Consider the following 24,074-nt stretch of genomic DNA (forward strand, 5'->3'; position numbering starts at 1 on the left):
ACCGATTATTTTTCACTCACAAACCGACTAAAGTGCCAGTTTTTCGAGCTTTTCGAAGCCATAACGCTTCAAAACGGGCATTAATTGTACTGCCTGCTCGGTGATGTCCGTGCAGAAAGCGATATTGCTGTCGGCAGAAAAAGCTGCAGGGGATTCATTTTCTAATAACCAGGCCGTACGACGCGCTATCGCCGCGCCTGAATCCACTAAACGCGTCCCTTCCGGCAATACCTGCTGTAACTCCTCATTTAACAGAGGAAAGTGGGTACAGCCCAGCACGACGGTATCCGGCGGTTCTTTCATTCGCAGCCACGGCTGCAAAATGCGGCGAACCTCTTCCAGCGGAACGGGCTTGCCTTGCAGCTTCGCTTCAGCCAGCTCAACCAGCTCTGCCGATCCCAACATTTCCGTTTTACATTCACTGGCAAAACGCGCCACCAGCTCGTGAGTATAAGGACGCTTAACCGTACCTCGCGTCGCCAGTAATCCGACGATGCCATTACGGGTCAAGCGGGCAGCCGGTTTAATCGCGGGCACAACGCCAACAACAGGGAAGTCAAAACGGGCACGAAGTGCTGGGAGGGTAACGGTACTGGCAGAGTTACAGGCTATCACCACTAACGCCAGCGGGTAGCGACGGGTGACAGCCTCGACGATATCGACAACGCGATGAACGATGAACTCTTCTGACTTTTCACCATAAGGAAAGGCCACGTTATCGAAGGCATAAACGTAGTGGAGATCCGGCATCAGCTGCCGGAGCTCTTCATAGACTGAAAGCCCACCGACGCCGGAGTCAAAAACCAGCACGGTAGGACGCTCTTTAGAAGGTGTAGCTGCCGCTGAGGTAATACTCCCTTCCTGGAGTTTGATAGCCATAAACTGTCTCGTAATCTTTATCGAACAGGTTGGCTATTCTACCACGAACGGTCAGCTGAGACGTGACCGGATACGAAACGGCGAGATCCCACAGGCTCACGCCACCCAGTTTGACGGTGCGGGTAGTATAAGAGGTATTGAAGTCCTTATCGTAACGCTCGCCCAGGTATTGATAGCTGAGTGACCAGTCAAAATCATAAATCGTGTAATCCAGCTGGTACTTAACCTGCTGCTTAGCACGACGAACAAGGATTTCGTTGGTATTGCCGTCACGCGGATCCACATAGTCATAAGAAACGGTATGGCTCAGTGGGCCGGTATCGAATGACGCGGTAGCCTCTACACCTTTAATAGTGGCTTTATCGATATTGTAATAACGGAACGTGGTTGGATCGCTGTCAATCAGGTTATCAATGTCGTTGCGATAACCCGACAGGCGCCAGTTAACCGGACCGGTCAGCCCTTCGAAGCCTCCTTCCCACTGCTTGCTTTTTTCCGGGTCCAGATCGCGGTTACCATAGACTCCACTGTATAACTGGCTCAGATTTGGTGCCTTAAACGCGGTACCGTAAGAGGCGAAGACGCTGTAACCATCAACAAACTCCCACGCGGCACTGGTTTGCCAGGTGTTATGCCAGCCGAAGGTATTGTTGTCATCGCCACGAACTGCCCCTTCCAGCGTGACGCTGCCCAGCTTTTGTTGTGCCGTGGCATACACGCCGGTGTTACGTTGTTCCTGCCCTTCAGTAACAGTACTGGTGTTCGGCTCTGACGTTTGCTTCTGCCAGTCCACGCCGGCGCTGACGGTGCCGTAACCGACAGCAACGGTGTTACCCCATTGCAGGTTGTACTGCTCAACATCATCCAGCGTGGCGGGATCGGCATAACGTCCCAGACGCGGATCGTAATTGTAATCCTTGGTATGGCTGTAGCTGGCAATCAGCTGAGTGGAATAGATGTCACGGTTAAAGCGCAGCCCGGTATCCCACGTCTGGCTGTAAAGCTGACGGGTATCAACCAGTGCGCCGGGAACGTTATAACTGAGGCTGCTATCGTACGCGGTGCGGTTGTCGTAGCCATAGCCACGCACAAAACCGCTCAGCTCGTCACTAAACTGTTGTTCTACCGAGCCGTAGAGGGATTTACTCATAAATCCATCACGATCTTTCTGTGCCGGGTCCCCGTAGACGTCAGGATAGTTGGCAACCACGTCATAACCCTTGGTATAGGTATAGTTACCTGCCAGGGTCACCCGGGTGTTTGGTCCAAGCATCTGCTGAGTCGAACCATCATAAGACTGATAGCCATTCGAGCCGACGCCGGCGGTAAGCGTCGTACCTGGTTTGCTGCGGCCGGTGATAATGTTAACCACACCGCCAATGGCATCTGAGCCGTATACGGCAGAACGCGCGCCACGGACGTATTCAATACGCTGGACAAGTGAAATGGGGATCTGGCTGAGGTCGGAAGAGCCGCTGATACCGGCCTGGTTCAGACGGACACCATCAATCAGCACCAGCACATGGCGGGATTCGGTACCACGGATAAACAACGAGCTCTGCTGTCCCAGGCCCCCGGACTGCGCGATATCAACACCGGGCAGACGACGCATCACATCCGCGACGCTTTTGGACTGCCAACGGTCAATTTCTTCCCGGGTGACAACCGTAGTCGGGGCTAATACCGAAGAAACAGGCTGCGCAAAGCGATTCGCCGTGGTGACCAGCGTATTATCCGCATCCTGTGCAAAGCCATTTTGCGCCCAGAGGGAAATCGCCGTTGCGCTAAAAGCCAACAGTGGGGTTTTATTAATTATCATTTTTGACAAAGCATCCATAAATTCATGCAGGATGCCGCAGGCCTGCGACCGATAGCACGCGATGGTCACAGGAATTGCGACGTAATACCGGCAGGTCTTCGGGCTCGGAATCATAAATGGCGAAGACTTCCCATCCGGAGACAGTGTCTGAATTACGTTCGCCAAGACATTCCCTACCGCTGCGCGTCAGCTCCAGCTTGGTACTGGATTCCCTTTTAACTGTTTGAAAGGCCGGAAATCGCATCTTATGTTCAACAATGAGAGAAGTCCAGATATCCAGACATCCAAAACCCAGCGAAACTGCACAATACTGGACATTGAGTGCCAGATGCCTACAATCGCCCGGCAATAAAAGCCCTTCAACCCAGGAAAACGCATGACGCCCGAACAGCTGCCCATTGAACACTATGATGCCCAACTTGAGGAAAAGGTTACCCGTCTGCAGACGTTGATGACCCCGTTTGCGGCTCCGGAAGTTGACGTATTTCGTTCACCGGTCAGCCATTACCGTATGCGCGCGGAGTTTCGTCTCTGGCATGAAGGGGATGACCTGTATCACATCATCTTTGATCAACAGACCCGCGAGCGGATTCGGGTTGACAGCTTCCCGGCGGCCAGCCAGTTAATCAATGCGCTGATGCCACGCCTGATTGCCGCCGTTCGCGATAACAAAACGCTGCGCCACAAGCTTTTCCAGGTCGATTATCTGTCCACGCTGAGCAACCAGATCGTGGTTTCAATGCTGTATCACCGTGCTCTGACCGAAGAGTGGCAGCAGGAAGCGGAAGCCCTGCGGGATGCGCTGCGGGCAGAAGGCTTTGACGTACAGCTGATTGGTCGCGCCACCAAGACCAAAATCTGCCTGGATCGCGATTACGTTGATGAGTGTTTACCGGTTGCCGGAAAAGACATTATCTATCGTCAGGTCGAAAACAGCTTCACCCAGCCGAATGCGGCGATGAATATTCAGATGCTGGAGTGGGCGCTGGAAGTCACCAAAGATTCATCCGGGGATTTGCTGGAGCTGTATTGCGGTAACGGCAATTTCTCGCTGGCGCTGGCCCGCAACTTTAACCGCGTGCTGGCGACTGAAATCGCGAAACCGTCGGTGGCCTCAGCTCAGTACAATATTGCGGTGAACAATATTGATAACGTGCAGATCATCCGCATGTCAGCGGAAGAGTTTACCGAAGCAATGAAAGGGAAGCGCCAGTTCAGGCGTCTGGAAGGCATCGATTTGCAGAGCTATCAGTGCGAGACGATCTTCGTCGATCCGCCGCGCAGTGGGCTGGATGCCGATACGGTGAAAATGGTGCAGGCTTACCCGCGCATCCTTTATATCTCCTGCAACCCGCAAACGCTGTGCGAAAACCTGGCCACACTGTCAGAAACGCACACGGTTGAGAAGCTGGCGCTGTTCGATCAGTTCCCGTATACCCACCATATGGAGTGCGGCGTTCTGCTGACCCGACGCTAAAAGGTTGGGCGACCTCAGTCGCCCATTTTACTCCTGGCTTTTGCGCGTACGCAGCTTCAGCCCAATCCAGAACACCAGCGCTACCATCAGGATGGTCGGGATAAAGTTAGAGCCGATTTCCGGGTATTCCGCGCGCACAATGGCGCTGTAAAGCAGGATACCAAGCAGAAAAAAAGCGGCGGCCAGTGAAGGCATGCCATCCGGCATTGAGCGGTTAAGATAGCGTTGATGCAGGCACCAGGCCGCCAGGCCAAGCGCGATAAGCGGAAAAATTGAGAACGGCACAAGGGAACTGAATAACACCGAAAACGTCCCGTTGATCGACAAACCGGTAAGAAATGCCAGCAACAGCGTACCTCTGTCACGGCCAGGCGCTAAACTCATGTCACTTTCCTTTAGTCATGGGATTCCAGCGTTACCGCCAGCCTCTCCTGTTCACGACGATACCAGTAATAAGCCCCTTTCGAAATCATCCGCAGCTGCAACACCAGCCGTTCTTCCAGCTGACGGCGCTGATCGATATCGATATCCAGCGCTTCTGCACCGGCGTTAAACACGATAATGACCATGGCTTCCGCCTGCGCTTCAGTGAAGCTGCGCGGCATGCGGTTTTCAATCTCAAGGTAGTCCGCCAGTTCGGCGATAAAATGCTGAATTTCCCGGGCCACCGCGGCACGAAACGCCGCCGAAGTCCCGGAACGTTCCCGCAGCAACAGGCGGAATGCGTTGGGATTGTTGCCAATAAACTCCATAAACGTGGAGACCGAGGTGCGAATGACGCTGCCCCCTTTGGCGATGCGTTGACGCGCCTGGCGCATCAGCTGGCGTAGCATCAGACCACTTTCATCTACCATGGTTAGCCCTAACTCATCTACATCACGGAAATGACGATAGAATGACGTCGGTGCGATCCCCGCTTCCCTGGCGACTTCTCTCAGACTCAGGCTGGCAAAACTCCGCTCGGCACTTAGTTGACTAAATGCCGCTTCAATCAGCGAACGTCTTGTCCGTTCTTTCTGCTGTGCTCTGACGCCCATGGTAGTCATGTTTGTGCCTGTTTTACTTAGCTGATCGGCACTATAACAAAAATTTCAGCGTACAGTGGCATCTAGTTTGTGAGCGCCTGTTAACCCCACGCTTTGACAAATGATGGCAAAAAAGTCGGTTAGAATTGGGAAGTGGTCATCGGGATGTTAGAATCTCGTTGAAAAATTGTATAAAAAAATAGGACGTATTGGTATGCAACAGTCTTATGATTACGACGCCATTGTGATTGGTTCAGGTCCTGGCGGTGAGGGAGCCGCGATGGGCCTGCTGAAACAGGGTGCCCGCATCGCCGTTATCGAGCGCTATCACAACATCGGTGGCGGCTGTACGCATTGGGGAACCATTCCATCTAAAGCACTGCGTCATGCAGTCAGCCGTATTATCGAGTTCAACCAGAACCCGCTTTACAGCGATCAGACCCGTCTGTTGCGCTCCTCGTTTGCCGACATCCTTAACCACACTGAAAACGTGATTAGCCAGCAAACCCGTATGCGCCAGGGGTTCTATGAACGTAACCGCTGCGAACTGTATCAGGGTGATGCACGCTTTATCGATGCCAACACCATTGAAATTGCGTCCCACGACGGTAGCCTGGAGCGCCTGACGGCAGAGAAATTTGTCATCGCCTGCGGTTCACGCCCTTACCATCCTGCAGACGTCGACTTTACCCATCCTCGCGTTTACGACAGCGACTCCATTCTGAACCTGCACCATGAACCCGGCCACGTCATTATTTATGGCGCTGGGGTGATTGGCTGTGAGTACGCCTCAATCTTCCGTGGCCTGAACGTGAAGGTCGATTTGATTAACACTCGCGACCACCTGCTGGCGTTCCTCGATCAGGAAATTTCGGATTCACTTTCCTACCACTTCTGGAACAGCGGCGTGGTTATTCGCCATAACGAAGAGTTCGAGAAGATTGAAGGCGTCAGTGACGGGGTGATTATGCACCTCAAGTCAGGCAAGAAAGTGAAAGCTGACTGCCTGCTTTACGCCAACGGACGTACCGGTAACACCGATTCGCTGTCGCTGGAAAATGTGGGTCTGGAAGCGGACGGCCGTGGATTGCTGAAAGTGAACAGCATGTATCAGACCGCTCAACCGCATATTTACGCGGTGGGTGATGTGATTGGCTACCCAAGTCTGGCCTCTGCGGCTTACGATCAGGGCCGTATTGCGGCACAGGCGCTGATTAAAGGTGAAGCCAATGCCCACCTGATTGAAGACATCCCTACCGGGATTTATACCATCCCTGAGATCAGCTCTGTCGGCAAAACGGAACAGCAGCTGACGGCGATGAAGGTGCCATACGAAGTCGGTCGTGCGCAGTTTAAGCATCTGGCGCGTGCGCAGATTGTCGGGATGAATGTCGGGAGCCTGAAAATTCTCTTCCACCGCGAAACCAAAGAGATCCTTGGCATCCACTGCTTTGGTGAGCGTGCTGCGGAGATCATTCATATCGGCCAGGCCATCATGGAACAGAAGAACGGCGGCAACACGATCGAGTACTTCGTGAATACCACCTTCAACTATCCCACCATGGCCGAAGCCTACCGCGTGGCGGCATTAAACGGTTTAAACCGCCTGTTTTAACGCCGGGCCCATATAGTTTTGCATATGGACCTTGATTGCCTCTGCCAGCTGCTCATAGCGGCCGCGCAGTGGCGATCCCGGGCGATAAACCAGCGCGATAGTACGCTGCGGGACAGGTTTGTAGCACGGCAGATAGCAAACCCCGTCGCGCACGCGTTCTTTCGGTACGGCTAACGCCGGTAACAGCGTGATGCCGCTGCCTGCTGCCACCATATTGCGCAACGTCTCCAGACTGGTCGCACGGAAGTGCGTATCTTCATCTGCGCCTGCCTGGAAGCAGAATCCCATTGCCTGATCGCGTAAGCAGTGCCCGTCTTCCAGCATCAACAGCTTTTCACCGGCCAAATCGGACATCGGTACACGATCGCGATCGCGCCACGGGTGATCCTGATAAATCGCCAGCTTCATCGGCTCGTCAAACAACGGCACCTCAATAAAGGCTTCCGACTCTTTCACCAGCGCCAGAATGGCACAATCCAGCTTCCCGCTATCCAGCTGAGCCAGCAACTGCTGGGTCTGCGCTTCGTGCAGGTACATTTCCAGCTTAGGGAAGGTTTTATGCAGGTTGGGGACGATCTGCGGCAACAAATACGGCCCGACAGTTGGTATCAGCCCGATATGCATTGGCCCGGACATCTCTTCGCCTTGCTGGCTGGCCATCTCCTTTAGCACTTTCACTTCACGTAAAACCGTACGCGCCTGATCGACCAGCAACAGTCCAGCCTGGGTAAACAGTACCTTACGACTGGTTCGCTCGAGTAACATCACGCCAAGCTCATCTTCAAGCTTGCGGATCTGGCCGCTCAGGGTGGGTTGGCTGACATGGCAGGAATCTGCTGCACGTCGAAAATGACGATGTTCGGCCAACGCTACCAGGTATTCAAGATCACGAATATTCATTTTATCCTCCGGGCCACGATAGTCCGTGGCGATAGATAGGATAGCAATCAACGATTATCCCTATCAAGCGCAGATGGCAATAATGTCCCCCGTTCGCGAGATAAATCAATTTTTAAGAAATTACAGAGGGTATTTATGTTTGTTAGTCAGGAAGGTAAGTCAGTCCCGCAGGTCACTTTTCATACTCGTCAGGGCGATAACTGGGTAGATGTTACTACTGATGAGCTGTTCAAAGATAAAACCGTCATTCTGTTTTCGCTGCCGGGTGCCTTTACCCCAACCTGCTCTTCCAGCCATTTACCACGTTACAACGAACTGTCTGACGTCTTTAAAAAGCACGGCGTTGATAGCATTCTCTGCGTGTCGGTAAATGACACCTTTGTGATGAATGCCTGGAAAGCCGATCAGCACGCCTCGAACATTACGTTTATTCCCGATGGCAACGGTGATTTTACCCGTGGCATGGAGATGCTGGTTGAGAAAGCCGACCTCGGCTTTGGCCCACGTTCATGGCGTTACTCCATGCTGGTGCGCAACGCCGTGGTAGAAAAAATGTTCGTTGAACCCAACAAGCCGGGCGACCCGTTTGAAGTGTCTGATGCTGACACCATGCTGCGCTATCTGGCACCGGAGTTTAAGGTGCAGGAGTCCGTCTCGCTGTTCACCAAGCCAGGCTGTTCATTCTGCGCTAAGGCCAAACAGATGCTGCAGGATCGCGGTATTCAGTACGAGGAGATTGTGCTGGGGCAGGACGCGACAACCGTCAGCCTTCGCGCCGTAACGGGCCGAGCAACGGTGCCACAGGTCTTTATCGGTGGACGCCACATTGGTGGCAGCGACGATCTGGAAAAGTTTTTTGTAGCCTGAGAACCTGAGCAGAACGGGTGATGCCTGCATGACCCGTTCTCTTATGTGCCGAGAACGTATAATAAAGTCGAATCTTATTTGGCGGACCCCTGGTCCGCCTTTTTTTCGCGAGAAGGAAAACGCTTCCCGCTCTGACGCACCTTAAATCAGACGATTTTTCGCATCAGTTATCGCCAGCGACACCTGATGAGGAGAAACGCCGCCCTTCGCATTACGTTTGTCCAGGCAGGATTGCAGTGACAGGAACGGATAGACATCTTCGGCAATCACGCTGCTGTAAGCCTGCAATTCCGTCAGCGGCAGGGCTTCCAGCGCCACGCCTTTAGCAATCGCCGCCACCACCACTTCACCGACAACATGGTGAGCTTCACGGAACGGCACGCCTTTGCTGACCAGATAATCCGCCAGTTCGGTTGAGTTAGCGTAACCCTGTTCTGCCGCTTCCTGACAACGCGGACGCTTCACCTGAATACCATCCAGCACCAGCGCCGCCATATGCAGGCAGTCTGACCAGGTATCCAGCGCGTCAAACAGGCCTTCTTTGTCTTCCTGCATGTCTTTGTTGTAAGCAAGCGGCAGACCTTTCAATGTCATCATCATGCCGGTCAGTGCGCCCTGTACACGGCCACATTTGCCACGGATCAGCTCCAGCGCATCCGGGTTTTTCTTCTGAGGCATCAGAGAAGAACCGGAGGTCACGCGGTCGGATAGCTCTACAAAGCCCGCTTCACCGGTGTTAAAGAAGATCAGGTCTTCTGCGAAACGCGACAGGTGCACCATGCCGATCGAGGCATTGGACAGCAGTTCCAGCACGTGATCGCGGTCAGACACCGTGTCCAGACTGTTACGGGTGGCGGACGCAAAGCCCAACCAGCCGGCCAGCTGCTCACGATCGATTTCGTACGCGGTTCCGGCTAATGCGCCACAGCCTAACGGGCTGACATCCAGGCGCTTCAGCGTATCCTGCAGGCGGCTTTCATCACGCGCCAGCATTTCCACATACGCCAGGCACCAGTGCGCAAAGGTCACCGGCTGAGCGCGTTGCAGGTGGGTGTAACCCGGCATCACCGCATCCTGGTTTGCTTCCGCAGTGGCCACCAGCGCCTGCTGCAACTGGCGGGAAGCGATCAGCAATTCGCTGACCTGCGCTTTACACCACAATTTCAGATCGGTCGCCACCTGGTCATTACGGCTGCGTCCGGTATGGAGCTTTTTGCCAAGCGCGCCGACCTTCTCGATCAGGCGTCCCTCAACATAGCTGTGAATATCTTCTGCATCGCTTTCAAGGATTTGCTGCGGATTGGCACGCACCTCTTCCAGCAATACCGTCAGCGCGCTTTCCAGCTGCTGCTGCTCTTCTGCTGTCAGAACATTGACCGTCACCAGCGCTTTGGACCAGGCAACGGATCCGACAATATCCTGCTCTGCCAGACGATAGTCGAAGCGCAGCGAGTCATTAAACTGTTTGAAACGTTGATCTGCTGCCTGAGTAAACCGTCCACCCCAAAGTGCCATGTCAGTGCTCCATTAATTCGTTTGGTGAGAGTAAATTTTCAGCGGGGCGCCAGAGAGGATCTCCCTGGCGCGATTAGCCTGAACTCAGGCCTTGTTCTTTTCGTTCAGCGCACGGATGCGTGAAGAAAGGGAGAACAGACGGATGAAGCCACCCGCGTGACGGTGATCGTACACTTCATCTTCGCCGAAGGTCGCGAACTCTTCAGAATAGAGGCTGTTAGCCGATTTCTTCTGCGTTGCCGTCACGGTGCCTTTGTACAGCTGCAGCACCACTTCGCCGTTGACGTCTTCAGCCAGTGACTCAGCCGCCGCCTGGATGGATTTGCGCAATGGCGCGAACCAGCGACCGTCGTACACCACATACGACATCTCATGGCCCAGCTGCTCACGCCATTTGAAGCTGTCACGGTCCAGAACCAGCTGCTCTACGGCGCGCAGTGCGTTCACCATGATGGTGCCGCCTGGGGTTTCGTAGCAGCCGCGGGATTTGATGCCGACCAGACGGTTTTCCACGATATCGATACGGCCAACGCCGTGTTTGGCACCGATCACGTTCAGCGCGTCCAGACACTGGAACGGGCTCATCGCTTTGCCGTTAACCGCAACAACGCGGCCTTTCTCAACAGTCACAGTCACCTGCTCCGGCTGATCTGGCGCTTCCAGCGGATCGACGGTCCACACCCAGCAATCTTTATTCGGTGCATTCCATGGGCTTTCCAGCACGCCGCCTTCGGTAGAGATATGCCAGGCGTTTTCATCACGGCTGTAGATCTTTTCCAGAGAGGCGGTGGTTGGGATGTTGCGCTCTTTCAGGTAGTCCAGCAGGGCTTCACGGGAACGCAGGTTCCACTCACGCCATGGCGCAACCACTTTCAGCTGTGGTGCCAGCGCGGTATAGGTGGTTTCGAAACGCACCTGGTCGTTACCCTTACCGGTCGCACCGTGGCACAGCGCATCGGCACCCACTTTCAACGCCAGCTCAACCTGCGCTTTAGCGATGATTGGACGCGCCATCGAGGTGCCCAGCAGATAGGTGCCTTCGTACAACGCACCGGTCTGCAGCACGGGGTAAACGTATTCGCTGATGAATTCTTCACGCAGATCGACAACGTGACATTCGGACGCGCCTGACTGCAGAGCTTTCTGCTCAACGCCTTCAAGATCGCCACGTTCCTGACCGATATCAGCCACAAATGCGACCACTTCACAGCCGCCGTAGTTCTCTTTCAGCCATGGAATGATGGCGGAGGTATCCAGACCACCGGAGTAAGCCAGAACGATTTTTTTGATGCTCTTGTCTTGCATTGTCTTTTCCTTGAATCCGTTTCTGATTAAGCGAGGATCCGGGTGCCAATTGACACGCCGTTAAATAGGGTCGGCAGCTGCTCAGCATGACGCCAGCTGGCGATATCTACCGGACGGCCCAGCGTGCGGGCAGCGTCCAGGGCTGCATTGACTTTGACAATCATACCGTCGGTGATCACGCCTTCAGCAATCAACTTCTCAGCTTTGGCGGCGGTCATCTCTTCGATACGCTGTCCCTGGCCGTCGAGGATGCCACTGACATCCGACAGCAGGATTAAATCGGCACCCAGGGTGGCCGCCAATGCGGTCGCAGCCTGGTCGGCGTTGACGTTCATTAACTTACCATCCTGAGTGATGCCGATGGAACTGATCACTGGCAGGAAACCGGCGGTCAGCAGAGTATTAATTAACATCGGCGAACCTGGCGTGGCCAGACCCACGTGGCCGAGTTCTTCGTCGAAGGCTTCCACGTTAACGCTGCTGCCGTCGCCCAGGCAGAGGCCAACTGCCTCGATGCCGTGCTTTTTCGACCAGGCCAGCAGGGTTTTGTTTGCGGTTCCCGCCAGGGCGCCGGTAATAATGTCGATCTGATCCGCAGGCGTGACGCGCAGGCCATTTTTCTTTTTCACCGGCAGCGAGAGCTTGCTCATCAGCTCATCCACCAGGCAGCCACCGCCGTGCACAATCAGCAGTGGACGCTGATGCTCAGCCCGGTAGGCCACCAGCGCGCCAAACAGGCGCTCCAGCGCTTCTTCGCTATCCAGCAGCACGCCACCGAGTTTAATAATTAAAGGAGTCGTCATAATCTTCTTCACCGATTAAATAAGTGACTGCGTTTCCGGGAAGCCGAAACGAATATTCAGGCATTGCACTGCCTGCGAGGAGGCGCCTTTCAACAGGTTGTCTTCTGCCGACACGACAATCAGGTGTTCACCCCTCACCGCAAAACCGATGTCGCAGAATGGCAGACCAACAACACCCTTAATTGACGGCACGCCTTTGTCGTAAACACGCACCAATGGCTTATCGTGATAGGCATTATGGAACGCTTCTGCCACGTCGTCAGACGTCACACCTGCTTTTAACCGGCAGGTGGTGGTTGCCAGAATACCGCGCGGGAAGTTGCCCAGATGCGGGGTGAAGATCACCGGCACACCGAGGTGCGCTTCGATTTCTGGGTGATGACGATGGGTGAAAATACCGTACGGCTGCAGGCTCACTTCACAGAAGCTGGTGCCGACCGCCGCTTTGCGCCCTGCTCCGCTCACGCCGCTGGTGGCGTTGATCACCGGCCATTGCGCATCGTTCAGCAGGCCCGCTTCGACCAGCGGCTTTAAGGCCAACTGGGCAGCGGTAGGATAGCAACCCGGCACCGCAATCAGCTGCGCTTCTTTAATTTTGTCATGCTGCCATTCGGCCAGACCATATACCGCTTTTTCCAGCCAGTCCTGATGCTGATGCGGGAAGCCGTAGTAGTCTGTGAAGAAGCTTTGATCGTTCACGCGGAAAGCAGCGGAGAGATCGAATACCACACAACCCGCGGCGAGGAACTCTGGCGCAAGGTCATGGCTGACTTCGTGAGCGGTCGCCAGAAAAACGACGTCCACTTTATCGGCATACTGCGAGGCGCTGCTCAAGGGCTGCAGCGGCATATCAAGGATGCCTTTCAGCTGCGGATGAAGATCGGAAAGTAATTTTCCTGCGTCCGGGCTTTGCGCTGAAACCGCCAAAGCGGTTATGTTCACCTGTGGATGACGATTCAGGTAAGTCGCAAGCTCTACGCCAGCATAACCACTAGCACCAACAATCAGCGTATTCAACATCAGACTGACACCTTTTTCTGGTCTCAAATTTCCGGGCTGCAGCGAATTTTCGCTGTCTTCCCACGCGAGCGGCGCTGGACGATGGAGCAATTTGTGGTTTCCATCCGTACGCCGTTAATGTATTTTTATTCACTATTAATGCATGAATATGACACTATCCTAACTCAAGGAATGGCAACAGTGAAGACAAAATTACCCCCTTTTATCGAGTTATACCGTGAGTTGATTGCCACACCGTCGATCAGCGCAACCGATATTGCCATCGATCAGAGTAATGAAACTTTAATCAATTTGCTGGCAGGCTGGTTCCGTGACCTTGGCTTCAGCGTTGAAGTGCAACCGGTGCCCGGCACGCGCCACAAATTCAATATGCTGGCCAGAACCGGAAACGGCGCGGGCGGCCTGCTGCTCGCCGGTCATACCGATACCGTCCCGTTCGACGATGGGCGCTGGACGCGCGATCCGTTCACCCTGACCGAGCATGACAACAAGCTCTACGGTCTGGGCACCGCCGACATGAAAGGCTTCTTTGCCTTTATTTTAGATACTCTGCGTGATGTTGACGTGACCAAACTGGAAAAGCCGCTCTACATCCTCGCCACCGCCGATGAAGAAACCACCATGGCCGGCGCGCAGTATTTCTCTGAAAACACCACCATCCGCCCGGACTGCGCGATTATTGGTGAGCCCACCTCACTGAAACCGGTGCGGGCTCATAAAGGCCATTTATCTCAGTCGATCCGCATTCAGGGCCAGTCGGGTCACTCAAGCGATCCGGCGCGTGGCGTCAATGCGATTGAGCTGATGCATGAGTCCATCACTCACCTGATGGGCCTGCGTAATACGTTGAAAGAGCGCTATCACCATGATGGCTTTGCCATCCCGTATCCGACCATGAACTTCGGCTACATCAACGGCGGCGATGCGCCAAACCGCATCTGTGCCTGCTGTGAGATGTATATGGATATTCGTCCGTTACCGGGCCTGTCACTGCAGGATCTGGAAGGTTTGCTGAATGATGCGCTGGCTCCGGTGAGTGAACGCTGGCCAGGCCGGGTGACGATTGGTGAATTGCATCCGCCCATTCCAGGCTACGAATGTCCGCGCAACCATCAGCTGGTGCAGGTAGTGGAGAAATTACTGGGAACCGAAACCGAAGTGGTGAACTACTGTACCGAAGCGCCGTTCATTCAGACGCTGTGCCCAACGCTGGTTTTGGGCCCGGGATCGATCAATCAGGCGCACCAACCGGACGAATATATCGACACCGCATTTATTAAACCCACCCGTGAATTGATCGCTCAGGTTGTGCAGCATTTTTGCCACCACTAAATCACATTTGGGGCAATTCACTGCTGAAACAGCGTGTTGCCCCTGATTTGTTCCGTCTTTCATGATAAGAATAACTTATCTCACTTGCCTGTAATTAAATTTCATAAATTACCGACATTTAGCCGCTGAAGCCGCCAGATTTAAGTCATTTGACGAATGGTAACGAACGTGGCTAGATAAAAGGCAAAGTTATGCCGGCAACGGTGAAATAAAGTGACAAAAACAAGAAGGGTGTCAGGGGTCATATGAACGAACAATATTCCGCAATGCGAAGTAATGTCAGTATGCTCGGCAAACTGCTCGGGGATACGATTAAGGATGCACTTGGAGAGAACATCCTTGAGCGGGTGGAAACCATCCGCAAACTCTCGAAGTCATCACGTGCGGGAAATGACGCCCACCGTAAAGAATTGCTGTCAACGCTGCAAAACCTGTCGAATGATGAGCTGCTGCCTGTTGCACGCGCCTTCAGCCAGTTTTTGAATCTGACTAACGTTGCCGAGCAGTACCATACGATTTCCCCGAAGGGTGAAGGGGCCAATCACCCGGAAATGCTGACCAAAGTCTTCGATCGCCTGAAGCAGCAACCTCATCTGACCGAAGCCTCGATCCGTGAAGCCATCGAATCGCTTTCACTGGAGCTGGTGCTGACTGCCCACCCGACGGAAATCACCCGTCGTACCTTGATCCACAAACTGGTTGAAGTGAACAGCTGCCTGAAGCAGCTCGATCACAACGATCTTTCTGATTACGACCGATCGCAGATCATGCGCCGCCTGCGCCAGCTGGTTGCTCAGGCCTGGCATACCGATGAAATACGTAAATACCGCCCTTCCCCGGTTGATGAAGCCAAATGGGGCTTCGCCGTGGTCGAAAACAGCCTGTGGGAAGGCGTGCCTAACTTCCTGCGCGAACTGAATGAGCAGGTTGAAGCCTCGTTTGGCGTCAAGCTGCCGGTGGATTTCGTGCCGATCAAGTTCACTTCGTGGATGGGCGGCGACCGTGACGGCAACCCGAACGTCACCGCCGATATCACCCGCCATGTGCTGCAGCTTAGCCGCTGGAAAGCGACCGACCTGTTCCTGCGTGATATCGCCGTGCTGGTGTCAGAGCTGTCGATGTCTGAATGTACGCCAGAAGTGCGTGAGCTGTGTGGTAACCCGGAAGCGCTGGAACCTTACCGCGAGATCATGAAAAACCTGCGTGGTCAGCTGATGAGCACCCAGGCCTACCTGGAACGTCGCCTGAAGGGCGAACGTCTGCCGCGCCCGGCTGACCTGTTGATCTCCAACGACCAGCTGTGGGATCCGCTGTACACCTGTTATCAGTCCCTGCAGGCGTGCGGCATGGGCATCATTGCCAATGGCCAGCTGCTGGATACGCTGCGCCGCGTGAAGTGCTTCGGCGTGCCTTTGGTGCGCATTGATATCCGTCAGGAAAGCACCCGTCACACTGAAGCCATTGCCGAAATCACCCGCTTCCTCGGTCTGGGCGATTATGAAAGCTGGTCAGAAGCCGACAAACAGGCGTTCCTGATCCGCGAACTGAATTCAAAACGTCCGCTGCTGCCGCGCAACTGGGAGCCAAGTGCCGATACGCGTGAGGTGCTTGAAACCTGCCGCGTCGCCGCTGAAGTGCCGAAAGGTTCGATTGCCGCTTATGTTATCTCGATGGCCAAAGTGCCGTCCGACGTGCTGGCGGTGCATTTGCTGCTGAAAGAAGCCGGTATCCCGTTCACCATGCCAGTAGCACCGCTGTTTGAAACGCTGGATGACCTGAACAATGCCAATGACGTGATGAGCCAGCTGCTCAACATCGACTGGTATCGCGGCATCATTCAGGGCAAGCAGATGGTAATGATTGGCTACTCTGACTCTGCGAAAGATGCCGGCGTGATGGCCGCAAGCTGGGCGCAGTATGAAGCGCAGGATGCATTAATCAAAACCTGTGAGAAAGCCGGCATCGCCCTGACGTTGTTCCATGGACGCGGTGGCTCTATCGGCCGTGGCGGCGCACCTGCCCATGCGGCATTGCTTTCCCAGCCTCCAGGCAGCCTGAAAGGTGGCCTGCGCGTTACCGAACAGGGCGAGATGATCCGCTTTAAATACGGTCTGCCAGAAGTCACTATCAGCAGCCTGTCGCTGTATACCGGTGCCATTCTGGAAGCCAACCTGTTGCCACCGCCGGAGCCAAAGAAAGCGTGGTGCCGCATTATGGACCAGCTGTCTGCGGACTCTTGCGAGATGTATCGTGGCTACGTGCGTGAAAACAAAGATTTCGTGCCTTACTTCCGCTCGGCAACGCCGGAGCAGGAGCTGGGCAAGTTGCCTCTGGGTTCCCGTCCAGCCAAACGCCGTGCAAGCGGTGGCGTTGAATCGTTGCGTGCGATTCCGTGGATCTTTGCCTGGACGCAGAACCGCCTGATGCTGCCGGCCTGGCTGGGTGCCGGTGCCGCGCTGCAAAAAGCGATGGAAGCCGGTAATCAGGATGAGCTGGAAACCATGTGTCGCGACTGGCCGTTCTTCTCAACCCGCGTCGGCATGCTGGAGATGGTGTTTTCGAAAGCTGACCTGTGGCTGGCCGAATATTACGATCAGCGCCTGGTCGAACCGTCATTGTGGCCGCTAGGCAAACAGCTGCGCGATCAGCTGGACTCAGACATCAAAGCCATCCTGACTATCGCCAACGATGCGCACCTGATGGCCGATCAGCCATGGATTGCCGAATCGATTGCCTTGCGTAACGTCTACACCGATCCGCTCAACGTTCTGCAGGCAGAGCTGCTCCACCGTTCACGTCAGCAGGAAGCGAAAGGCGAACCGGTCGATCCGCACGTAGAGCAAGCGCTGATGGTCACCATTGCTGGCGTGGCTGCCGGCATGCGTAACACCGGCTAAGCCGCAGTCGGGAGGCTCAGGCCTCCCGCAATTTCTGCAGCGGGCAACGCCCATAAAAAAAGACGCCCACGGGCGTCTTTTTTCCTTTATTTCATCCGTTTCAGACGACGGCACCGCGCGGGCGAACGCCCAGCGTGTGGCAGATAGCGTAGCTCAGCTCTGCGCGATTCAAGGTGTAGAAATGGAAATCCTTCACCCCTTCACGGCTGAGGATTTTCACCATGTCCATGGCGACGTTGGCGCCAACCATTTTGCGCGTTTCAGGATCGTCGTCCAGCCCTTCAAACATGCTGGTCATCCAGCCCGGCACGCGCACGTTAGTCATGGTGGCAAATCGCTGCAGCTGCTTAAAGTTTGAAACCGGCAGAATGCCTGGGACGATTTCCACATCAATACCGGCGGTCACGCAGCGATCGCGGAAACGTAGATAGCTTTCCACATCGAAGAAGAACTGGGTGATGGCACGGTTGGCACCGGCATCGACCTTACGCTTAAGGTTGATCAGGTCAGCCTGCGCGCTTTTCGCTTCCGGATGGACTTCCGGATAGGCGGCAACAGAGATATCAAAATCCCCAACGTCTTTCAGCAGGCCGACCAGATCGGCACCGTACATTTCCGGCTTACCGCTGCCCGGTGGCAGGTCACCCCGCAACGCCACGATATGGCGAATACCGTTGTTCCAGTAATCCTGGGCGATGGTGCGCAGCTCGTCGCGAGTGGCATCCACACAGGTCAGATGCGGTGCCGCTTCCAGCCCGGTGCGATCCTTAATGCCTTTGATAATGCTGTGGGTACGGTCACGTTCGCCGGAGTTGGCGCCGTAGGTCACCGACACAAATTTAGGTTTCAGGCTGCTGAGACGATCGATAGAGTTCCACAGAGTTTGTTCCATTTCACTGGTACGCGGCGGGAAAAATTCAAAAGAGACGTTAATTTGCCCGTTCAGTTCGGCCAGATTCTGGTTCAACGCGTCGCGCTGATTGGCGTGGAAAAAACTCATACCTGCTTACCTCATCGATCGCTGCAATAGAATAAAAATCCCTCTCTGAACATCCATACGTTTAGACGTCCAGACATTCAAAATGAACGAAATCGCTTATTCAGTCAACAGATAGTTGGTCAACATGCGTGACAAATTCTCACTCAAGTTGAACAGACTTCATGATGGCAGGAAAATTTTGAGGAAAATCAGGGGCCAGCGGATGCCGGCCCCGAAGACAGGATTACAGCAGTTGTGCCAGACGGTTCAGGTCAGACTGAATGGCACCGGCGGTCACATCACGGCCAGCCCCCGGCCCACGGATAACCAGCGGGTTATCACGATACCAACGGCTTTCAATCGCGAAGACGTTATCGCACGGCAGCAGTGAAGCCAGCGGATGCTCGCTGCGCACCGCTTCCACACCCACGCGCGCTTTGCCATTGGCATCGAAGCGCGCCACGTAGCGCAGCAACAGCCCCATTTCCTGAGCGGCTTCAAAACGCTGCTGCATCTGGTCGTTCAACGCCTCACCATTTTCGAAGAAGTGATCGACCGACTCGCCCTTACAGCTGTCCGGCACCAGCGACTCGACGCGAACCTGATCCGGCTCGATGTCATAACCCGCTTCACGCGCCAGGATCACCAGCTTACGCATCACGTCCTGACCGGAGAGATCCACTCGCGGATCGGGCTCGGTCAGTCCCTGCTGCCAGGCTTGATCCACCAGCTCGGTAAAAGGCACCGTGCCGTCATACTGCAAGAACAGCCAGGAGAGCGTGCCGGAGAAGATGCCGCTGAGTGACAGAATGCTGTCGCCACTTTCACGCAGATCGCGCACCGTATGGTTCACCGGCAAGCCCGCGCCGACGGTGGCGTTATACAACCACTGGCTGCCGGTCTTGGCGAACGCATCGCGGATCTGGCGATAACGATCGGTCGTTGAGGCGCCCGCCACTTTATTGGCGCTGACCACATGGAAGCCGTAGCTGGCGAAATCCAGATACTGATCGGCCAGCGTTTCGCTGGCGGTGACATCCAGCACCACCAAATCATCATACGGGTGGGCACGCATCCACAGGAACAGCGACTCTTCATCCTGCTCGACCGCTTCATCTTCGAAGAAAGCCAGCGCGCGGGAGGCGTCCAGTCCGTCATAGTTCAGCAGGCTGCGGCGGCTGTCCACCACGCCAGCCAGCAGGAATTCGAAGCCGGTGCGGGCAGAGAGGATTTCCTGCTCACGTCCGAACAACTCCAGCCAGCGTGAACCGATATTGCCTTTGCCAAACAGCACCAGTCCAATACGCTTTTCCGCACGGAACAGCGAGTGGTGCAGGCCTCTGATCAGGCTTTCGGTCGGGCCAACACGCAACACCGCCACCAGACTGATTCCGTCTTCAGACTGCCAGATAAATTCTACCGGCTGATCTTTCAACTGCTGCCAGAAGCGGTGGCTGTGCAGCGGGTTACGGCAGACGCCCGCACCGACCATCGCCACCAGCGCCATGCCTTCACGCAGCTGAATGCGGCCCGGGATGCCCGCATCCTGCAGCAGATCCAGCGCGCTGCTGACCACTTCAGAGGTGTAGCACAGCTGAATAAGATTGCGGTCGGGATGCACACCGGTGGCCAGCGGACGTAGCTGCGCGCGCTTCAACAGGTGATCGATCTCTTTATGCTGAGAGGCAAAGTCGTGCTGCGAAGGCACATGGAACTCAATCAGACAGACGTCATCATGGCTGGTGACAATCCTTGCGCCCGTGCCGGAAGCCAGCACGCGCTCAATGCGGGTTGAACCCTGCTCAGGCTGATAGCTGCAACGCAGTTGCAGATCGATATCGCTGCCGGAGACGGGTTGCAGAGTACGGGTGTGCAGAACCGGCGCGGCAAGGCGCGCAAGCTCACTGGCTTCATCCAGACGAAGCAGCGGCAACAGGCAGGCATCCTTTACCTTGCGCGGATCGGCACTGTAGACGCCCGCCACGTCGCTCCAGATGGTGACGCGGGACACGCCCGCCAGTGCACCAATTTGCGTGGCTGAGTAGTCACTGCCGTTGCGACCGAGCAGCACCGTTTCACCCGCTTCATTGCGGCAGATAAAACCGGTGACCACCAGACGACGGTTGGGATGCTGGATCATCAGCTGCTGTAGCAGCGGCCAGGATTTCCCTTCGTCTACTTCCGGCTGCGCAGCACGCTCAGCACAGAGGAATTCACGCGCGTCCAGCCAGCTGGACGCGATATCTTGCCGTGTCAGCACCGCAGCCATCAGCCTGGCGGACCAGATTTCGCCGTGTCCCACCACTTCGGCATAGACTGCATCAGTGATTTTGCCGTCCAGCAGCGCAGCGAGTTTTTCCAGATCGTGAATAAACTCGGCAATCATGCCGTCTGCCTGAGCAGGTGGCAGCAAGCTGGCAATCAGCTCGCTCTGATAGCGACGCAGCGCCTGCTGCACCTGGTGAGCCGATAACCGATCGCTCTGGCTTAACTTCAGCCAGCTGATCAACTGGTTGGTCGTGCTCCCCGCAGCGGAGACCACCATGATATCGCCGGGATGGCTGTATTCCGCCATGATCCCCGCCACACGCAGGTAACATTTGGCGTCCGCAAGACTGCTTCCACCAAATTTATGCAACTGACGCGTACCTGCTGCCACTGCTGACTGACTCATACTTACCTCTCGGCCGCTATCCGGAATGCATTATCCAGATCGGCGATTAAATCTTCGTGGTCTTCAATTCCAACTGACACGCGCAACAGCGTCTCAGAAATACCTGCGGCGGCACGGGCTTCAGCCGACATGCCTGCGTGGGTCATGGTTGCGGTGTGAGAAATCAGGCTCTCCACGCCACCCAGTGACTCTGCCAGCGTGAACAATTCCAGCGCTTTCAGGAAACGGCGTAAGGTCTGCTCATCACCATCCAGCTCGAAACTGAGCATCGCGCCAAAGCCTTTTTGCTGACGAACGGCAAACTGGTGGCCCGCGTTTTCCGGCAGGGAAGGATGATACAACTTTTTGACCAGCGGTTGTTGCTTCAGGTAATCAACGATGGCTAACGCATTGCGTTGTGCCGCCGCCATACGCGGTGCCAGCGTGCGCATGCCGCGCAGCAGCAAATAGCTGTCGAACGCGCTGCCGGTGGCACCAATATTGTTTGCCCACCACGCCAGTTCGGTCACCAGCGCCGGGTCTTTCGCGATCACCGCGCCCGCTACCACATCAGAGTGGCCGTTCAGGTATTTGGTGCACGAGTGCAGCACCACGTCAGCGCCGAGCGCCAGCGGGTTCTGTAAGGCCGGGCTGAGGAAGGTATTGTCCACCACGGTAATGGCACCGGCTTCCGCAGACGCTTTGCAGATGGCGGCGATATCCACCACGCGCAGCAGCGGATTGCTTGGGCTTTCGATCAGCACCAGTTTCGGCTTTTCGGCCAGCGCCGCGTTCAGCGCCGCTTCATCGCCCTGATCGACAAACTTCACGCGGTACGCACCGCGTTTGCTCAGGCTGTCGAACAGGCGATAGCTGCCGCCGTAGCAGTCGTGCGGGGCCACCAGCAGATCGCCAGGCTTCAGGAATACCGTGCACACCAGGTTAATGGCTGACATTCCGGTATTGGTCATCACCGCACCGGCACCGCCTTCCAGCTCGGCCAGCGCACGCTGAACCACATCGCGCGTCGGGTTGCCACGGCGAGAGTAGTCATGGGCGCGAGGCTCGTTGAAATCGGTAAAGTTATAGGTGCTGGAAAGGTGGATCGGCGGGACAACGCAGCCATATTGCTCGTCATCATTCAAACCGCTGCGTACTGCGATGGTTGCCTGTTTACGCGTCATGGTGCAAATATTCCTGACTGGATAATAAAGAAGAGCCATAGCATAACAGCGCAAAGATGGACGTCAATACATCTGGACATCTAAATGTCTTTGCGTATAGATTGAGCAAACCGACAATAACCGTTAAGATTATGACGCTATAGCCGACAGAAAGTTGAGCCAATGCAGTGTGATGGTCACTAACTTCGGGCATAATTAGCCGAATTTCGGTATATACCCAACGCTCACAGGCAGGCATGCCGGGAAATAAAGGGTAATTTCAATTTAATGATGACTAAGGTAACCCATGGCTGAATGGAACGGCGAATATATCAGCCCGTACGCTGAGCACGGCAAGAAAAGCGAACAGGTTAAAAAAATCACGGTATCCATTCCGTTGAAAGTATTAAAAATTTTGACCGATGAGCGGACACGCCGTCAGGTTAATAACTTGCGTCATGCCACTAACAGCGAACTGCTTTGCGAAGCGTTTCTGCATGCTTTCACCGGCCAGCCTTTGCCAGATGATGTTGATCTGCGTAAAGAACGCAGCGATGAGATCCCGGAAGAAGCCAAAGCAATCATGCGTGAGATGGGCGTCGATCCCGATACCTGGGAATACTAGGCCCGCCTCAAGGCATAAAAAAATCCGTGAATGGATAGCATTCGCGGATTTTTTTTGGCCGTGATTTAGGGGTTCACCGCCTGTGCGGATCGCCTTTACGGCATTCAGTCACGCTCAACCAGCCCAAACTCACCGGCGTTATAACGTTCTCCCGCGATATTGCCAACGCTGAATAAGCGGTCAAGATGGCTGACATCGCCAGCCGCCAGCGCAATCTCGGTGGCTTTGCAGTTATCTTCCAGGTTGGCGATTTTACTCGCGCCAGGGATGGGTACGATGTTCTGCCCTTTCGCCAGCACCCAGGCCAGCGCGATCTGGGCGGACGTCGCGCCATAACCTGATGCCATCTCCGCCAACTGGGCGAGCAGCTTGTTGTTTTGCGCCAGGGCATCGGGCTGGAAACGCGGCAGCGTTCTGCGATAGTCGAAGGCATCAAGCGTGTCAGGATCGGGCAACTTGCCGGTCAGGAAGCCGCGTCCAAGCGGACTGTACGGCACGAAACCGATGTTCAGCTGCTGACAGGTAGCCAAAACGCCCTGTTCAACATCCCGGCTCCACAACGAGTATTCGCTCTGTAAAGCGGTGACCGGATAGACAGCCTGCGCTCTTCTCAACGTCTCGCTGGAGACTTCGGACAGGCCGATATGCTGGATTTTACCTTCGCGCACCAGATCTGCCAGCGTGCCCATCACCGCTTCAATCGGCACCGCAGGATCGGGACGGTGCTGATAAAACAGGTCCAGCGTCTCAACGTTGAGCCTTTTTAACGACGCTTCCGCCACGGCGCGGATATTCGCCGGTTGGCTGTTAACGCCTTTAATCCGTTCCCACCCTTCCCCCTGGTCAGTGATGTTAAAGCCGAATTTCGTTGCGACCTTAATCCGTCCCTGATACCCCTTCAGGGCCTCTGCCAGCAGTTCCTCGTTATTGAAAGGCCCGTAAACTTCCGCCGTATCGAGAAAATCCACGCCCAGATCGAACGCACGGTGGAGGGTGTTGATCGCCTGCTGGCGATCGTTGTGACCGTAAGCGAAAGTCATCCCCATGCAGCCGAGGCCGATGGCCGAGACCTCAAAACCCTGACTGCCTAATGTTCTGCGCTTCATTTTCTTCTCCGGTAATTGGCGACAGAACCGTTATACTTTGCTCAGATTTATTCAACAATTGATGCCTTTTAAGCAGATTAGTGAAAAATAATCA

Annotated in this window: 19 protein-coding genes and 1 riboswitch; of the genes, 6 read left to right on the top strand and 13 right to left on the bottom strand. The window is 55.1% G+C overall.

Annotated features, from left to right (window positions below):
* Positions 1-27: 27 nt before the first annotated feature.
* The gene (gene murI, locus ACXKZG_RS21970) at positions 28-879 is read right to left on the bottom strand and encodes a glutamate racemase (protein ID WP_488875468.1); all 852 of its coding nucleotides are present in this window, start codon (positions 877-879) and stop codon (positions 28-30) included.
* On the bottom strand, positions 824-2,698 hold the full coding sequence (btuB, locus tag ACXKZG_RS21975; RefSeq protein WP_471720742.1) for a TonB-dependent vitamin B12 receptor BtuB: 1,875 nt from the start codon (positions 2,696-2,698) through the stop codon (positions 824-826). Before btuB ends, murI begins: the two co-directional genes overlap by 56 nt.
* A gap of 72 nt (positions 2,699-2,770) precedes the next feature.
* Positions 2,771-2,950: riboswitch (cobalamin riboswitch) on the bottom strand.
* Between the two features lie 124 nt (positions 2,951-3,074).
* On the opposite strand from btuB, the gene trmA reads away from it, so the two are divergent.
* Positions 3,075-4,175, top strand: coding sequence for a tRNA (uridine(54)-C5)-methyltransferase TrmA (trmA, locus tag ACXKZG_RS21980; protein WP_134823171.1), 1,101 nt, complete (start codon positions 3,075-3,077; stop codon positions 4,173-4,175).
* Between the two features lie 27 nt (positions 4,176-4,202).
* On the opposite strand, the gene ACXKZG_RS21985 is transcribed toward trmA, so the two are convergent.
* Both ACXKZG_RS21985 and fabR read right to left on the bottom strand, forming a co-directional pair.
* A complete protein-coding gene (locus ACXKZG_RS21985) occupies positions 4,203-4,559 on the bottom strand; it encodes a YijD family membrane protein (RefSeq protein WP_013200215.1) in 357 nt (118 codons plus the stop codon).
* An 11-nt stretch (positions 4,560-4,570) separates the two neighbouring features.
* Positions 4,571-5,212: an HTH-type transcriptional repressor FabR gene (gene fabR, locus ACXKZG_RS21990; protein WP_041692180.1), complete on the bottom strand. Its 642-nt coding sequence runs from the start codon at positions 5,210-5,212 to the stop codon at positions 4,571-4,573.
* 202 nt (positions 5,213-5,414) lie between these two features.
* On the opposite strand from fabR, the gene sthA reads away from it, so the two are divergent.
* Positions 5,415-6,815, top strand: a complete 1,401-nt coding sequence (gene sthA / locus ACXKZG_RS21995; RefSeq protein ID WP_013200213.1) for a Si-specific NAD(P)(+) transhydrogenase — start codon at positions 5,415-5,417, stop codon at positions 6,813-6,815.
* On the opposite strand, the gene oxyR is transcribed toward sthA, so the two are convergent.
* Positions 6,798-7,715 carry a DNA-binding transcriptional regulator OxyR gene (oxyR, locus tag ACXKZG_RS22000; protein ID WP_013200212.1) on the bottom strand — a complete coding sequence of 306 codons (918 nt, stop codon included), beginning with the start codon at positions 7,713-7,715 and terminating at the stop codon, positions 6,798-6,800. The genes sthA and oxyR overlap by 18 nt on opposite strands.
* A gap of 135 nt (positions 7,716-7,850) precedes the next feature.
* Between oxyR and ACXKZG_RS22005 the strand changes: the two genes are divergently transcribed.
* Complete coding sequence (locus tag ACXKZG_RS22005; RefSeq protein ID WP_488875469.1) at positions 7,851-8,582, top strand: redoxin family protein; 732 nt, start codon at positions 7,851-7,853, stop codon at positions 8,580-8,582.
* Between the two features lie 141 nt (positions 8,583-8,723).
* On the opposite strand, the gene argH is transcribed toward ACXKZG_RS22005, so the two are convergent.
* The 4 genes from argH to argC all read right to left on the bottom strand — a co-directional run bounded on the left by argH (position 8,724) and on the right by argC (position 13,225).
* Positions 8,724-10,097 (bottom strand): argininosuccinate lyase, encoded by a 1,374-nt coding sequence (argH, locus tag ACXKZG_RS22010; protein ID WP_013200210.1) that lies wholly within the window; start codon positions 10,095-10,097, stop codon positions 8,724-8,726.
* 84 nt (positions 10,098-10,181) lie between these two features.
* Positions 10,182-11,402: an argininosuccinate synthase gene (locus ACXKZG_RS22015; protein ID WP_013200209.1), complete on the bottom strand. Its 1,221-nt coding sequence runs from the start codon at positions 11,400-11,402 to the stop codon at positions 10,182-10,184.
* Between the two features lie 26 nt (positions 11,403-11,428).
* Complete coding sequence (gene argB, locus ACXKZG_RS22020; protein ID WP_013200208.1) at positions 11,429-12,205, bottom strand: acetylglutamate kinase; 777 nt, start codon at positions 12,203-12,205, stop codon at positions 11,429-11,431.
* A gap of 15 nt (positions 12,206-12,220) precedes the next feature.
* A complete protein-coding gene (argC, locus tag ACXKZG_RS22025; protein WP_488875470.1) occupies positions 12,221-13,225 on the bottom strand; it encodes an N-acetyl-gamma-glutamyl-phosphate reductase in 1,005 nt (334 codons plus the stop codon).
* Positions 13,226-13,405: 180 nt separating this feature from the next.
* On the opposite strand from argC, the gene argE reads away from it, so the two are divergent.
* Together argE and ppc are read left to right on the top strand one after the other, a co-directional pair.
* A complete protein-coding gene (gene argE / locus ACXKZG_RS22030) occupies positions 13,406-14,557 on the top strand; it encodes an acetylornithine deacetylase (RefSeq protein ID WP_346568420.1) in 1,152 nt (383 codons plus the stop codon).
* A 245-nt stretch (positions 14,558-14,802) separates the two neighbouring features.
* Positions 14,803-17,454 (top strand): phosphoenolpyruvate carboxylase, encoded by a 2,652-nt coding sequence (ppc, locus tag ACXKZG_RS22035; RefSeq protein ID WP_053145333.1) that lies wholly within the window; start codon positions 14,803-14,805, stop codon positions 17,452-17,454.
* 100 nt (positions 17,455-17,554) lie between these two features.
* Here the strand turns inward: ppc and metF are convergent, their stop codons facing one another.
* The 3 genes from metF to metB all read right to left on the bottom strand — a co-directional run bounded on the left by metF (position 17,555) and on the right by metB (position 22,270).
* Positions 17,555-18,454, bottom strand: coding sequence for a methylenetetrahydrofolate reductase (gene metF, locus ACXKZG_RS22040; protein ID WP_013200204.1), 900 nt, complete (start codon positions 18,452-18,454; stop codon positions 17,555-17,557).
* 223 nt (positions 18,455-18,677) lie between these two features.
* Positions 18,678-21,107: a bifunctional aspartate kinase/homoserine dehydrogenase II gene (locus ACXKZG_RS22045; RefSeq protein WP_013200203.1), complete on the bottom strand. Its 2,430-nt coding sequence runs from the start codon at positions 21,105-21,107 to the stop codon at positions 18,678-18,680.
* 2 nt (positions 21,108-21,109) lie between these two features.
* A complete protein-coding gene (gene metB, locus ACXKZG_RS22050) occupies positions 21,110-22,270 on the bottom strand; it encodes a cystathionine gamma-synthase (RefSeq protein ID WP_013200202.1) in 1,161 nt (386 codons plus the stop codon).
* Positions 22,271-22,556: 286 nt separating this feature from the next.
* On the opposite strand from metB, the gene metJ reads away from it, so the two are divergent.
* Positions 22,557-22,874: a met regulon transcriptional regulator MetJ gene (gene metJ, locus ACXKZG_RS22055; RefSeq protein ID WP_013200201.1), complete on the top strand. Its 318-nt coding sequence runs from the start codon at positions 22,557-22,559 to the stop codon at positions 22,872-22,874.
* Between the two features lie 104 nt (positions 22,875-22,978).
* Here metJ and ACXKZG_RS22060 read toward each other — a convergent pair whose 3' ends face one another.
* The gene (locus tag ACXKZG_RS22060) at positions 22,979-23,980 is read right to left on the bottom strand and encodes an aldo/keto reductase (protein ID WP_013200200.1); all 1,002 of its coding nucleotides are present in this window, start codon (positions 23,978-23,980) and stop codon (positions 22,979-22,981) included.
* Positions 23,981-24,074 lie beyond the last annotated feature (94 nt).

The organism is Erwinia sp. 2186, from assembly GCF_057812255.1.